Source organism: Polaribacter dokdonensis (genome assembly GCF_024362345.1).
Lineage (GTDB): Bacteria > Bacteroidota > Bacteroidia > Flavobacteriales > Flavobacteriaceae > Polaribacter > Polaribacter dokdonensis.
In genome coordinates, this window is sequence record NZ_CP101505.1 from 1,783,266 (window position 1) to 1,797,024 (window position 13,759).

The following is a 13,759-nucleotide window of genomic DNA, read 5'->3' on the forward strand; positions in this document are numbered from 1 at the left end:
ATTTAAAGGCATAAAAAAACGAATTGTGAGACACAATTCGTTGATTTAATACGCTTTACGCTAGTAGCGGGAACTGGACTCGAACCAGTGACCTTCGGGTTATGAGCCCGACGAGCTACCTACTGCTCTATCCCGCGATTTGGACTGCAAATATACAATACAAACTAAGTAGAAACCAAACTTTATTTTAATTATTTTTTTAATCAAGAAAAATTTAAACAAAGATTAAAACTAATTACCTTTGTATTATGATACATAAAGCAGGCTTTGTAAATATTATAGGTAATCCTAATGTTGGAAAATCAACTTTAATGAACGCATTAGTTGGGGAAAAACTTTCAATAATTACACCAAAAGCACAAACAACAAGGCATCGTATTTTAGGTATTGTAAATCATGATGAATATCAAGTTGTTTTCTCTGATACGCCTGGAATAATTAAACCTGCTTATGAATTACAATCTTCTATGATGGATTTTGTGAAATCTGCTTTTGAAGATGCTGATATTTTAATCTACATGGTAGAGGTTGGAGAAACTGCCTTAAAAAATGAAGCTTTTTTTAATAAAATTATCCATAGTAAAATTCCTGTAATTCTTTTATTAAATAAAATTGATAAATCAAACAAAGAAGAAGTAGATGAAAAAATAGCTTATTGGCGAAATAAGGTACCTAACTCATTTGTGTATGTTATATCTGCTTTAGAACGTTTTAATGTTGATGCTGTTTTTTATAAAATTATAGAGTTACTTCCAGAAAGCCCACCTTTTTATCCTAAAGATCAACTAACAGATAAAAATGAACGTTTTTTTGTTAACGAAAAAATAAGAGAAAAAATTCTTACACACTACAAAAAAGAAATTCCGTATTCTGTAGAAGTAGAAACCGAAAGTTTTATAGAAGAAGAGAATATTGTTAGAATTCGATCAATTATAATGGTTGAACGTGATACTCAGAAAGGTATTATAATTGGCCATAAAGGTACAGCTATAAAAAGAGTTGGTGCAGAAGCACGTAAAGACCTAGAACGCTTTTTTCAAAAAAAGGTATTTATTGAACTTTACGTAAAAGTTAATAAGAATTGGAGAAGCGATAAAAATCAACTAAAGAGATTTGGTTATCAACAATAATTATTACTACTCAGATAAATAATCTAGTTTCATTGTAATTGATGCCGTTTTTTCTTTAGAAGAGGTGTTAAAAGCGCCTCCCCAAGAATAACTCTCATTAGAATTCTGACCAGTAATTTGGAATATTCCCATTTTTGCAGAAATTAAATCACCTAATTGACCTCCAGAATTGTCAGCAATTTTCTCTGCTCTAGCTCTAGCATCTGCAGTTGCCTTAGAAATCATTTCTACTTTTAAATCAGCTAATTTTGTATAATAATACCTAGGTGGTTGAGAATAAAACTCTATGCCCTTATTTAATAATTCTGTTATTTCTCTAGAAATTTTTTCTACTGTTTCTACATTTTTCGAATCTATTTGTAAAGATTGAGTTAAAACATAGCCTAAAAATTCATCACCTGCATACTTACCATTTACATACATTGACTTATTATCTTTTCTACTCTGTACAGCCTTAAATACTATTTCATTTGCTGAAATACCTTTAGAAATTAAATATTCTGTAATAATTTTTTTATCCTTTTCAAGATTATTATAAGCCAATTTTAACTGCTTATTGGTGTTTGAGAAGGATCCTTCCCAAACAATTAAATCCGATGTAAAATTAGCATTACCCAAACCAGTTACAGAAATATTCCCTTGACCATTATTTCTATTTATAATGGCATCACCCAACAAATAGGCAGCAATAATTATTGCTATTGAAAATACGATAGAACTAAAACTTTTTTTCATAATGAAGGTATTTAACTGTCTCTAAAAATACAACTAAAAATCTTGGCTTTAATTGTATCTTTGCACCAAATTATTTTAAAAATGAACAGTATTATAGCCATTGTAGGAAGACCGAATGTTGGAAAATCGACTCTATTTAACAGATTGGTTCAAAGAAGAGAAGCTATTGTAGATTCTGTTAGTGGAGTTACAAGAGACAGGCATTATGGAAAATCTGATTGGAATGGAAAAGAATTTTCTGTTATAGACACAGGTGGTTATGCTATTGGCTCTGATGATATTTTTGAAGAAGAAATTAGAAAACAAGTAGCATTAGCCATAGATGAAGCAGATTTAATTGTTTTTGTTGTAGATGTAGAAGATGGTATAACACCTATGGATGCCGAAGTTGCTAAACTCTTAAGAAAAGTAAAAAAGCCAATTTTCATTGCAGTTAACAAAGTTGATAATGCAATGCGTGATGCAGATGCTGTTGAATTTTATAACTTAGGATTAGGTAATTATCATACAATTTCATCTATAAATGGAAGTGGAACAGGTGAATTATTAGATGCAATTGCAGAAAAAATTCCTGCTCCAGAAGAAGTAGATTTAGAAAAGAAAGAATTACCAAGATTTGCAGTTGTGGGTAGACCAAATGCAGGTAAATCATCATTTATAAATGCTTTAATTGGTGAAGACAGAAATATTGTTACCAACATTGCAGGTACTACAAGAGATTCTATAGATACCAAATACAACAGATTTGGTTTCGATTTTAATTTAGTTGATACTGCAGGAATTCGTAAAAAATCTAGAGTAAAAGAAGATTTAGAATTCTATTCTGTAATGCGTGCTGTAAGATCTATTGAATATTCTGATGTAATTATTCTAGTAATAGATGCTACTCGTGGTTTTGAAGGGCAAGATCAAAATATATTTTGGTTGGCAGAAAAAAACAGAAAAGGAGTTGTTATTTTAATCAACAAGTGGGATTTGGTTGAAAAAGAAACCAATACTATGCGTGATTATGAAGCGAAGGTAAGAGAACAAATTGCACCATTTACAGATGTACCAATTGTTTTTATATCTGCATTAACAAAACAACGTTTATTTAAAGCTATAGAAACTGCTGTAGAAGTTTTTGAAAACAGAAAAAACAGAATACCTACAAGCAAGTTTAATGATGTAATGTTAGAGGTAGTTAAAAATTATCCTCCACCAGCAATAAAAGGTAAGTTTGTTAAGATAAAATACTGTATGCAACTACCTACGCAAACGCCTCAATTTGCGTTTTTCTGTAACTTACCTCAATATGTAAGAGATCCTTATAGACGTTTTGTAGAGAATAAATTACGTGAAATTTATAATTTTTCTGGAGTTCCAATAACTATCTATTTTAGACAAAAATAAGAAGCAATTATATTTTTTGTAACTTAAACTCAATTCGAGCGTCTAAAAGAGTACCATTTTATAATTTTTAAAGCATGAATATCATAAAATCAACTAAAATAGATGATGTAGAGTTACCATTACAACTCAATATTTCCTTTAAAAAAGTTTTCGTTTTATTTGAAAAATATGCCGAAAATAATTTTGCTCATCATCCTTATCATGATGCAGCAAAAAAAATGGTAGAGCTTTTTAATAATACTCCAGAATTAATAGATGGTTTTTCTGATGTAAGTTTGTTAACTACTTATAAAGAACAAATAGACTTACTTTTAGATCCTTTATTTCCAGAACCTTTAAGAACAAATGAAATAAAAGCAGCCAGTATACCATTCTCATTTACCTCTTTTAAGTTTACAGACAGGTTTGAAGATATAATAGAAAATGCAGGTGATGATTATGAATTAGTTGTTCGTAATTTTGAAGATAATAGCATGTTTGTAATGGCATGTACTTTTATTTTAGGATTTGTTTACGGATTTAAAATTGATATAAAAAGACCTTTCTATTTCGATATTCCTGACAAAACAACAGGAACCATGAAATACTACAGAGCTGCATTTAACGCCGATTTTTCTGAAGTAATTCCCACAGCAAATGCGCCAAAACTTACTCAAGATGATTTTAGAGAATTGCTGAATAATTTTGAGAATATAGATTTATGGAAAGAAAAGTTTCCTATTAATAGTTATATTTTTAAAGGATTTGGAATCATCAACTTATTTGATGTTACTGCAGAAGAAATGCTGTCTGCAATTAAAGCAAATTTATTAGCTGGTGGAGACCAATTAATTTTTAAACTACAAAATAACTTAAGAGATTTTTATAGTATAAAAGATTTAAGATTAGGCTATTCTATTTTTGACAATATCAACTCTAAGATTTGCGAAACTATTGTAAACAAATCTAACAGCTTAATTCTAAGCAGTGTAAAAGAAATTAAATGTGACAATTCTTACTTCTGCAACTCAATTATGCAAAAAGTTTTTAAGAAACACGAAACATTTATTATTTCTGATATCGATGAATATGGATTTAAAACTAATAAAAATCCATTTTATCAGAACCTTTATGATTCTGGTATAAAGAGTATCATTTTAATACCAATAGAAGCTTCTGGTAAAGGTGATTTAGCTTTATTAGAAATTGCTTCTCCTAGAGCTTATGATTTAAATTCGGTAAATATCAACAAGTTAAAGGATATTATTCCTGTTTTTGAAGCTGCTGTAAAAAGATCATCAGAAGAACGTCAAAATGTTTTAGAAGCAACCATTCAAGAGAATTACACCTCAATACATAGTGCTGTAAAATGGCGTTTTTACGAAGCTGTAGAAAAATTTCATTTTGAGTCTCAAACAAATGAGAATGCAAAACTAGATGAAATTATATTTGATGATGTCTATCCTATTTTTGGACAAAGTGATATTAAAGGTAGTTCTGATGCCAGAAACGAAGCAATTCAAGAAGATTTAATAACGCAACTTTCTTTAGCTATAGATGTGCTAGAACATGCTTGTAAGAAAGAAGCTTTACCTATTTATAAAGAACTAATGTTTAGAATAAACACGTTTTTAAAAGAGGTAAAAAACGAATTAAATGCTGGTGATGAGATAAATATTCTAGAATTTTTAAAACGAGAAATTTATCCTGTTTTCAATCATATTAAAGACATTAATAAAGAACTTTCTAAAAAAGTAAACACTTACATGAATCGTTTAGATCCAGATCTGGGAGTGGTTTACGAAAAAAGAAAAGAGTACGAAAAAAGCGTAAATCGTTTAAATGACAAGCTTTCTAGATACTTAGATTTAAAACAAAAAGAAGCTCAAAAAATGTATCCTCATTATTTTGAGAGATATAAAACAGATGGAGTTGAATTTAATATTTACATAGGGCAATCTATCACTAAAGAAGATACTTTTGATGATATTTACTTATACAATCTTCGTTTATGGCAGTTGCAAACCATGTGTGAAATGGAGAATATTGCCTACAGTGAGCTAGCAAAAATGAATCAAGAATTGCGAGTGGCTTCATTAATTTTAGTGCACAGTAATCCTATGGCTATTAAGTTTAGAATGGATGAAAAACAATTTGATGTTGATGGCGCTTATAACATTCGTTATGAAATCATTAAAAAGAGAATTGATAAAGCATACATTAAAAATACAGAGGAAAGATTAACTGTACCTGGTAAAATTGCAATTGTTTACTCACAAGATAAAGATGCTTTAGAATACATTAAATACATCAATTTCTTACAATCTAGAAATCAATTAGGTAAACTAGAGTTCTTAGAATTAGAAGAATTGCAAGGAGCAACAGGCCTTAAAGCACTTCGTGTTGAAGTTATTTATCAAGAAAATTTTGATGCCAAAAAAGTGATTACGTTTAACGATTTAATTAAAGAAATAGAAGCTTAAGGAGTTATTTCTTGAAATGAAAACGATACTGCAAACGCAATAACACTTACAATAATACCTGTCATAAACACAGTGTAGGTAATTCTAAGTATCTTATATTTTCTATTTAAAACCAAACCTAGGTAGTATAAATCTTTGGTTAAAGAGCCATACAAATAATCTCTGTCTTGCATCATTTCTGATATTCCCCACTCAAAATCATCTAATTTCATTTGATGAAAATTACCAAAGAATAATAAGTTTACTTTTCTTTTGGCTACATCATCTTTGGTAAATTTACCTTCTGTAACATTTGGTCTTGTTGCCAAAATTGATAGGATAATAGAAATTACTGTAAACCCAACAAAAATAATAGTTGGCACAAATAAATGAGAATTTGAAGGATTATCTAATTTAGGCAATAAGCTAGAAAGTGCTAAAGAAACAATAATTGCATTTACAGAAAGTAAAATATTGGCTTTTGTATCTGCAATATCACTTAAAGTTATATGGTTTCTTAGAGCAACTCTAAACATTGTTTCTACACCTCTTTCAGGCACAATGCTTTTATTTTTCTTAATATCTAAAGCTTCTTTTTTCTGTCTAAACTTTTTATTCTCCTTCTTTAATTTCTTCTGATTTTTTAAAAGTTTTGCTAAGTTTTTATCTTTTGTTTTACTCCAATTTCTTAAAGCAAACTCAGTATAATATCTATGTTTTTGTGTAAAAAAAGCAAGATTTAAAGCAATCCATTCCTTATTGCTGTATGTTTTTTCTAAAACAAGCTCCCACTCTTTTCTTAGTAAAGACGTATAATCAAAAAAGTTCTTAGAAGCTAAATGTGCAGAATCTGCATCTCTTAACACCTCTTCTAATTTATTTTTAGGGATAGAATTCATTTTAGTAGCAAGAATCAAATTACCTATTGCAGCTATTCTATCCTCACTAAAATTAAGCGATTTTAAAAATTCTGAAGCTATCTTAATACTTTCCTCTTCATGATTTTCATCACTTACAGTAAAACCAACATCATGAAACCAAGCAGCAATAGTTAAGTTTTCTAAATCATCTCCTTTAATATTAGAATCTTCAGAAATCTCTATTGTTTTCTCTACAACTCTTTGAGTGTGAGATAAATTATGATACACATAATTTGCATGTAATTTCTCACTCAATAAATTGTAAACAAATTTTTCTACTTCATTAATAATGTTGCTCATGCTAAAATTTTTATCAAAAATAAACAAATAATTTCGCTTTATAACCTCTTCATTTTATCGTAAATTTATAAAGATTAATTATCAATATAAAACACTTTATTATTGTAATTTTTAAAGTGTCTAAACGACTATTTTTAAGAACAACTTTAAAAGAAAATAATTATATGTTAACTTGGAAAGACATTATACATTTTGCAACAAAAGGCAATCCAACTCCTGATAAAAGAGTAGAAAAATCTGAAGGTGAATGGAAAGAAATCTTAACTGCAGAACAATTTAGAATTACAAGATTAAAAGGCACAGAAAGACCACATACAGGTGAATTATGTTCTATATATGATGAAGGGCAGTACAATTGTGTATGTTGCAATACTCCTCTTTTTGATTCTACCATAAAATATGAGTCGAGTTCTGGTTGGCCTAGTTTTACACAGCCTATTAAAGAAAACGCAATCAAATATGTAAAAGACACCACATTTGGTATGGTTAGAGTAGAAGTATTATGCAATACTTGCGATGCTCATTTGGGTCATATTTTTCCTGATGGACCAGAACCAAGTGGTTTGCGCTATTGTATTAATTCAGAATCTATGAAATTAGAAAAGCAAAATGAGTAAAGATATTAGATTAGCTACAGTTGGTGGAGGCTGTTTTTGGTGTACAGAAGCCGTTTTTCTAGAAGTTAAAGGTGTGGAAAAAGTAGTATCTGGTTATGCAGGTGGTAATGCACCAGGCAAACCTACTTATAGAGAAATTTGCTCTGGTTTAACAGGTCATGCAGAAGTAATTCAAATTACCTACGATGCAAATATTATTTCTTACGAAGATATTTTAGTCATTTTTATGACCACTCATGATCCAACAACTTTAAATAGACAAGGTGCAGATAGAGGCACACAATACAGGTCTGTTATTTTTTATCACGATGAAAATCAACAAAAAATTGCAGATGAAGTTTTAAAACAGTTACAAGTTTATTTTGATGATAAAATAGTGACAGAAGTAAGTGCATTACCCATTTTTTACGAAGCTGAACAAGAACATCAAGACTTCTACAAGAACAATCAAGGTTATGGCTATTGCACATATGTTATAGAACCAAAATTATCTAAATTAAGAAAATTACACGCAGATAAATTAGCATGAAATTAAACCTAAAGAATACTTTTTTAAATAATTTACCAGCAGATAAAATTTTAGAAAACTCTAGAAGACAAGTAACAGATGCTGTATATTCTTTTGTAACTCCTAAAAAAACACAACAGCCAGAAATTATTCATGTATCACAAGAAATGGCAAGTGAATTAGGAATTACAATGGAAGACACAAAAACTGCACTGTTTAAAAATGTGTTTACTGGTAATGAAGTTTACGCAAACACAAAGCCTTTTGCAATGTGTTATGGAGGTCATCAGTTTGGTAATTGGGCAGGTCAATTAGGTGATGGTAGAGCTATCAATTTATTCGAAATTGAGCATCAAAACAAAAATTGGAAAGTACAATTAAAAGGTGCAGGTGAAACTCCTTATTCTAGAACTGCAGATGGTTTGGCTGTTTTGCGTTCATCAATAAGAGAGTATTTATGTAGTGAAGCTATGCATCATTTAGGTATAGCAACAACTCGTGCTTTGAGCTTAAGTTTATCTGGAGATCAGGTTTTGAGAGATGTAATGTATGATGGAAATCCTGCTTATGAAAAAGGAGCAATTATTTCAAGAATTTCACCCTCTTTTTTACGTTTTGGAAATTTCGAAATATTTGCCTCTAGAAATGATATTACAAACCTAAAAATACTTACAGATTATACTATAAAACATCATTTTACGCATTTAGGGAAACCATCAAAAGAAACATACGTTCAATTCTTTAGTGAAGTTGCAAACCGAACTTTAGACATGATTATTGATTGGCAAAGAGTTGGTTTTGTGCATGGAGTTATGAATACAGATAACATGTCTATCTTAGGTTTAACCATAGATTATGGCCCTTATGGATGGCTAGAAGGTTTCGATTTTGGTTGGACACCAAACACCACAGATAGACGAAATAAAAGGTACAGATATGGAAACCAACCAAATATTGGGTTATGGAATTTATATCAACTTGCAAACGCCTTATATCCTTTAATTGAAGATGCAGGCCCATTAGAAGCCATTTTAAATCAATATAAAGTTGATTTTGAAAAAAAATCTTTACTGATGATGAAAAGTAAATTAGGCTTATTTGTTTCTGATGAAGATGACACGAATTTGATTCAAGAACTAGAAGATACTTTGCAATTAGTAGAAACAGATATGACTATTTTCTTTCGAAATTTAAGTAATTTTTCAAATTATAAAAAAGGTTTTAAACTTATTGAAAATGCTTTTTATGATTTAGAAAATATTTCTGATGATGTACACAATAGATGGAATACTTGGTTCAAAAAATATGGAGAAAGGTTAGCCATAGAAAGAGTTTCTATTGATGAACGTAAAGCAAAAATGGATGCTACGAACCCTAAATACGTTTTAAGAAATTATATGGCTCAATTGGCTATTGATGATGCAAATAATGGCGATTATACCTTAATAGATGAATTGTTTCAATTATTAAGAAATCCATTTGGAGAACAGCCAGAAAACGAAAAATGGTTTGCAAAAAGACCTGAATGGGCTAGAGATAAAGTAGGTTGTTCTATGTTATCTTGTAGTTCTTAACTAAAATAAATATTTATGAAAGCAATTTGGAATAATGAAATTATAGCAGAAAGTAATGATACTGTAGTTGTAGAAAACAATCATTATTTTCCAGAAGATAGTATCAAAAAAGACTTTTTTATACCAAGTACAACAAGAACAACTTGCCCATGGAAAGGCGAAGCTTCTTATTATACATTAATGGTAAATGGTAAAGAAAATAAAGATGCTGCTTGGTTTTATGGTCGTCCTTTTGAAGCTGCCAACAATATTAAAAATAGAGTTGCTTTCTGGAAAGGTGTAAAAGTTACTGACTAATAAATATGCAAATTGATAAAGTAGCTTTTGGTGGTGGTTGTCATTGGTGTACAGAAGCTGTTTTTCAATCGTTAAAAGGAGTTGAAAAAGTAGAACAAGGTTGGGTATCTTCAAGTAATGAAAACAACACTTATTCAGAAGCAGTTATTGTACATTTCTACGCTGAATTAATATCACTAAAGCATTTAATTCAAGTGCATTTAGCGACGCATAAAAGTACGAGTAATCATTCTATGAGAAAAAAGTACAGATCTGCTATCTATATTTTTTCTGATGAACAAAAAATAGCGAGTAATGCTATTTTAGATGAAATTCAAAAACAAACAACAGCCAAAATAATAACACAAGTTTTACCTTTTTCTAAATTTAAACCATCTGATAGTCAGTTTCAAAACTATTACAAAAAGAACCCTCAAAAACCTTTTTGTAAAAAATACATTCTTCCAAAATTAGAGCTTATCTCTAATCAGTTTTCTGATAAAATTCTCGTAAAAAAGTAGAAATTATTTTCTTTGAATTATTTACAGTAACTTTAGATACAATAAACGAGTATTAACAGTTTATTATCTAAAAAGATCAGCCATACATGAAAAAAAGAAACAGTCTTTATGTAATTCCGCTTTTATTGTTGGGTGGAATTCTATGGGCAACCAACTATAATAAGTTAGAAAAAGAATACTCACCAATTAAAAATGCAGTTTTAACTTCTACTGAAAACGCAGATAATTTTACAAAAATGATGGATGTTTTAACACATCCAAGGTGTATGAATTGTCATCCAAGTGATAATGTTCCCAAACAAGGCATAGACAGTCATCCACATTATTTTGATATGAGAGGAGGTAAAGATGATCATGGGTTTGAAGCTACAAAATGTGCAACCTGTCATCAAAAAGAAAACAATAATTATTCAGGTGTACCAGGTGCTCCTCATTGGGGTTTAGCTCCACAATCTATGGCTTGGAAAGGCTTATCTAGAAAAGAAATTGCAGAAGTTATTTTAGACAAAAGCAAAAATGGTGGTAAAGATTTAAAAGGAGTAGAAAAACATTTAACAGAAGACGATTTGGTTTTATGGGCTTGGAATCCTGGTGTAAATGCTGCAGGAATTAAAAGAGAAAAACCACCAATTTCTGAAGAAGAATTTAAAAGAGTTGTTAAAGAGTGGATTGCAAATGGCGCAATTATTCCTGAAAATTAATTACAAAAAATAAGCGATGAATATATCCTTTACAATAAATGATAAAAAGGTTTCTGTAGAAGTTTCTGATGAAAATACACCTCTTTTATGGGTAGTTAGAGATGTGTTAAACTTAAAAGGAACCAAATTTGGTTGTGGTAAAGCAGCTTGTGGTGCTTGTACTTTGCATGTAGATGATATTGCTGTACGTTCTTGTTCTTATGCTGTAAAATTTGCTGAAGGTAAAAATGTTACTACTATAGAAGGTTTAGGTGATGCAGAAAATCCACATCCAGTTCAACAGGCTTGGGTAGAAGAAGTAGTTCCTCAATGTGGTTATTGTCAACCAGGTTTTATGATGGCAACTGCTGCATTATTAAATGAAAATAGTAATCCTACAGATGAAGATATTGATAATAATATTATAAATATCTGTAGATGTGCTACCTATTATAGAATGAGAAAAGCTATTCATAGAGCTGCAGAATTAACTAGAGAAACCAAACTATAAGCCATGAGTAAAAAATTATCACGTAGAAAATTTTTAGTTAGAGGTGGTTTAGGTACACTTGGTGTTTTAGCTGTTGGTACTTACTTATTTCGAAACCCTATTAGAAGAGAAATTATTGGTTTTGCAGAATCATTTGTAGCTCCTTATTCTGGTTCAGGCACAGAAGCCAATTTATGGTTTGAAATTACTAAAGACAACACTATTGTATTACATTCTCCAAAGGTTGAAATGGGCCAAGGAACCTTTACAGGCTTTGCACAAATTGCGGCTGATGAATTAGATGTAGCTATAGATCAAATTCAAGTTATTGCTGCATCTTCAGCAAGCGGAATTATAGATAGTTTAGGAACAGGTGGTAGTTTATCTATTGCCTCTTTATGGACTACACTTCGTGAATTGGCTGCAACAACTCGTGAAATGGTAAAACTAGAAGCTTCTAAAAAATGGAATGTTTCTGTAGATAAATTAACAACTAAAAACGGAATAGTTTTTAATGGTGATGAGCAACTATCTTATGCAGAAATTGCTAAAGATGTTACTGACTGGGAAATACCAGATACTCCAAAGCTAAAACCTGTAAAATCGTATAAGTTAGTAGGTAAACCAATACCTAGAATAGATTTAAAAGCCAAGGTTTATGGAGAACCTGTTTTTGGTATGGATGCAGAAATGGATAACATGCTACATGCTGTGATTCTTAGACCAGAATACATTGGTGCTACTTTTAAAAGTGCCAACTTTAGCAAAGCAGAGCAAATGCCTGGAGTTGTAAAAGTTGTACAAATTGATGATTGGCTAGGTATTGTTGCAAAAACATATCCTGAAGCTTTGGCTGCAAAATTTGAAGTTGATGTAGAATGGAATGTCCCTAAAAAATGGACAGAAGAAGATATTAGAACCTTAATTTCTGTTGGCAGTGGAGATGAAATGATTGTTCAAAAAGAAGGTGATGTTCTAGAAACTGACGCAAAAGATACTTTAGAATTAGAATTTAAAAGTCCTATTGGTGCTCATGCACAACTAGAACCAAATGGAGCTGTTGCTTCTTATAAAGATGGAAAAGTAACCGTAATTTTATCTACTCAAGTTATAGGTATTACTCAAAATCAATTGTCTAAAGCACTAGATATTGATAAAAACAATATTAATATTATACCTACTTATTTAGGAGGTGGTTTTGGTCGAAGATTAAACACAAATCATGCAATTCAAGCAGTAAAATTATCAAAAGCAGTTGGGCAACCTGTAAAATATTTTTTTACAAGAAAAGAAGAATTTCAAAATGATATGTTTAGACCTCCAACACATCATATTATGAAAGGTAGGTTGAATGATAAAGGTCTAATAGAAAATTTAGAACATCATTTTGCTAGTGGTAATGTTGCCATAGATTCTTTGCTTTTACCAGATATTGCCAATAAAGTTTTGGGTGCCGATTTTGGTGCAATTCGTGGAGGAAGAATTCATTATAGTGACATAAAAAATGTAAGATCTATTCAATGGCATAAGACATTGCCTTTTGCTACAAGTTGGTGGAGAAGCTTAGGGCTATTAGCCAATACTTTTGCCATAGAAAGTTTTGTAGATGAACTAGCCTTGCAGGGCAATAAAAACCCAATTGAACTACGTTTAGCGCAAATAAAAGACAATGAAGAAGGTATTCGTTTAAAAAACGTAATTATAAAAGCACAAGAAGCATCTAATTATTCTAATGCTATTTCTAATGGAAGAGCAATGGGTTTTGCCTGTTCTACAGATACAGGAACACCTTGTGCACAGGTGGTTGAAGTATCAATAGTAGAAAAAGAAATTAAAGTTCATAAAGTAACTTGTGTTATGGATTGTGGAATTGCTGTAAATCCAGATCAAGTAAGAGCACAATGTGAAGGTGCAATGATTATGGCAATGAGTGCAGCCATGCACGAAAAAATGTATATTGAAGATGGGCAATTACAACCAACCATCTTTGGTCCTTATGAAATGGCAATGATTAAACATGCTCCTAAAGAAATTAACGTGCATTTAATACAAGGTATAGATAAACCAGGACCTGTAGGAGAACCACCTTTAGGGCCTATTGCAGCAGCAATTGGGAATGCAGTTAGAAGATTAACAGGAGAAAGATTAACAGAAATGCCACTAAAACTCTCTTAA

Annotated in this window: 13 protein-coding genes and 1 tRNA gene; 11 read left to right on the forward strand and 3 right to left on the reverse strand. The window is 30.7% G+C overall.

The window, feature by feature from the left end:
* Window positions 1–64 precede the first annotated feature (64 nt).
* A tRNA-Met gene (locus LPB302_RS07885) sits at window positions 65–137 on the reverse strand.
* A 111-nt stretch (window positions 138–248) separates the two neighbouring features.
* Between LPB302_RS07885 and era the strand changes: the two genes are divergently transcribed.
* Window positions 249–1,130, forward strand: a complete 882-nt coding sequence (gene era / locus LPB302_RS07890; protein ID WP_053974068.1) for a GTPase Era — start codon at window positions 249–251, stop codon at window positions 1,128–1,130.
* A gap of 6 nt (window positions 1,131–1,136) precedes the next feature.
* Here the strand turns inward: era and LPB302_RS07895 are convergent, their stop codons facing one another.
* Window positions 1,137–1,865 carry an SIMPL domain-containing protein gene (locus LPB302_RS07895; RefSeq protein WP_053974067.1) on the reverse strand — a complete coding sequence of 243 codons (729 nt, stop codon included), beginning with the start codon at window positions 1,863–1,865 and terminating at the stop codon, window positions 1,137–1,139.
* 81 nt (window positions 1,866–1,946) lie between these two features.
* Here LPB302_RS07895 and der point away from each other — a divergent pair, with 81 nt between their 5' ends.
* A complete protein-coding gene (der, locus tag LPB302_RS07900) occupies window positions 1,947–3,257 on the forward strand; it encodes a ribosome biogenesis GTPase Der (protein WP_053974066.1) in 1,311 nt (436 codons plus the stop codon).
* A 74-nt stretch (window positions 3,258–3,331) separates the two neighbouring features.
* The gene (locus LPB302_RS07905; protein ID WP_053974065.1) at window positions 3,332–5,719 is read left to right on the forward strand and encodes a hypothetical protein; all 2,388 of its coding nucleotides are present in this window, start codon (window positions 3,332–3,334) and stop codon (window positions 5,717–5,719) included.
* Here the strand turns inward: LPB302_RS07905 and LPB302_RS07910 are convergent.
* Window positions 5,716–6,918, reverse strand: coding sequence for a Pycsar system effector family protein (locus LPB302_RS07910; RefSeq protein ID WP_053974064.1), 1,203 nt, complete (start codon window positions 6,916–6,918; stop codon window positions 5,716–5,718). The genes LPB302_RS07905 and LPB302_RS07910 overlap by 4 nt on opposite strands.
* Before the next feature lie 164 nt (window positions 6,919–7,082).
* Between LPB302_RS07910 and msrB the strand changes: the two genes are divergently transcribed.
* The 8 genes from msrB to LPB302_RS07950 all read left to right on the forward strand — a co-directional run bounded on the left by msrB (window position 7,083) and on the right by LPB302_RS07950 (window position 13,759).
* Window positions 7,083–7,535, forward strand: a complete 453-nt coding sequence (gene msrB, locus LPB302_RS07915; RefSeq protein WP_053975317.1) for a peptide-methionine (R)-S-oxide reductase MsrB — start codon at window positions 7,083–7,085, stop codon at window positions 7,533–7,535.
* Window positions 7,528–8,064, forward strand: coding sequence for a peptide-methionine (S)-S-oxide reductase MsrA (gene msrA, locus LPB302_RS07920; RefSeq protein WP_053974063.1), 537 nt, complete (start codon window positions 7,528–7,530; stop codon window positions 8,062–8,064). Before msrB ends, msrA begins: the two co-directional genes overlap by 8 nt.
* A complete protein-coding gene (locus LPB302_RS07925; RefSeq protein WP_053974062.1) occupies window positions 8,061–9,617 on the forward strand; it encodes a protein adenylyltransferase SelO in 1,557 nt (518 codons plus the stop codon). The genes msrA and LPB302_RS07925 overlap by 4 nt, the downstream gene beginning before the upstream one ends.
* Before the next feature lie 15 nt (window positions 9,618–9,632).
* Window positions 9,633–9,914, forward strand: coding sequence for a DUF427 domain-containing protein (locus LPB302_RS07930; protein WP_053974061.1), 282 nt, complete (start codon window positions 9,633–9,635; stop codon window positions 9,912–9,914).
* A 5-nt stretch (window positions 9,915–9,919) separates the two neighbouring features.
* The gene (locus tag LPB302_RS07935; protein WP_053974060.1) at window positions 9,920–10,414 is read left to right on the forward strand and encodes a peptide-methionine (S)-S-oxide reductase; all 495 of its coding nucleotides are present in this window, start codon (window positions 9,920–9,922) and stop codon (window positions 10,412–10,414) included.
* A gap of 86 nt (window positions 10,415–10,500) precedes the next feature.
* On the forward strand, window positions 10,501–11,115 hold the full coding sequence (locus LPB302_RS07940) for a hypothetical protein (RefSeq protein ID WP_053974059.1): 615 nt from the start codon (window positions 10,501–10,503) through the stop codon (window positions 11,113–11,115).
* Between the two features lie 16 nt (window positions 11,116–11,131).
* Window positions 11,132–11,605, forward strand: coding sequence for a (2Fe-2S)-binding protein (locus tag LPB302_RS07945; RefSeq protein WP_053974058.1), 474 nt, complete (start codon window positions 11,132–11,134; stop codon window positions 11,603–11,605).
* Between the two features lie 3 nt (window positions 11,606–11,608).
* Window positions 11,609–13,759, forward strand: a complete 2,151-nt coding sequence (locus tag LPB302_RS07950) for a xanthine dehydrogenase family protein molybdopterin-binding subunit (RefSeq protein ID WP_053974057.1) — start codon at window positions 11,609–11,611, stop codon at window positions 13,757–13,759.

Excerpts from the sequence above, each read along its gene's own strand:
- LPB302_RS07905 (WP_053974065.1), top strand. The coding sequence starts at position 3,332 with ATGAATATCATAAAATCAACTAAAATAGATGATGTAGAGTTACCATTA.
- der (WP_053974066.1), top strand. The coding sequence starts at position 1,947 with ATGAACAGTATTATAGCCATTGTAGGAAGACCGAATGTTGGAAAATCG.
- LPB302_RS07940 (WP_053974059.1), top strand. The coding sequence starts at position 10,501 with ATGAAAAAAAGAAACAGTCTTTATGTAATTCCGCTTTTATTGTTGGGT.
- msrB (WP_053975317.1), top strand. The coding sequence starts at position 7,083 with ATGTTAACTTGGAAAGACATTATACATTTTGCAACAAAAGGCAATCCA.
- LPB302_RS07935 (WP_053974060.1), top strand. The coding sequence starts at position 9,920 with ATGCAAATTGATAAAGTAGCTTTTGGTGGTGGTTGTCATTGGTGTACA.
- LPB302_RS07925 (WP_053974062.1), top strand. The coding sequence starts at position 8,061 with ATGAAATTAAACCTAAAGAATACTTTTTTAAATAATTTACCAGCAGAT.
- LPB302_RS07895 (WP_053974067.1), bottom strand. The coding sequence starts at position 1,865 with ATGAAAAAAAGTTTTAGTTCTATCGTATTTTCAATAGCAATAATTATT.
- era (WP_053974068.1), top strand. The coding sequence starts at position 249 with ATGATACATAAAGCAGGCTTTGTAAATATTATAGGTAATCCTAATGTT.
- LPB302_RS07930 (WP_053974061.1), top strand. The coding sequence starts at position 9,633 with ATGAAAGCAATTTGGAATAATGAAATTATAGCAGAAAGTAATGATACT.
- LPB302_RS07910 (WP_053974064.1), bottom strand. The coding sequence starts at position 6,918 with ATGAGCAACATTATTAATGAAGTAGAAAAATTTGTTTACAATTTATTG.
- LPB302_RS07945 (WP_053974058.1), top strand. The coding sequence starts at position 11,132 with ATGAATATATCCTTTACAATAAATGATAAAAAGGTTTCTGTAGAAGTT.
- LPB302_RS07950 (WP_053974057.1), top strand. The coding sequence starts at position 11,609 with ATGAGTAAAAAATTATCACGTAGAAAATTTTTAGTTAGAGGTGGTTTA.
- msrA (WP_053974063.1), top strand. The coding sequence starts at position 7,528 with ATGAGTAAAGATATTAGATTAGCTACAGTTGGTGGAGGCTGTTTTTGG.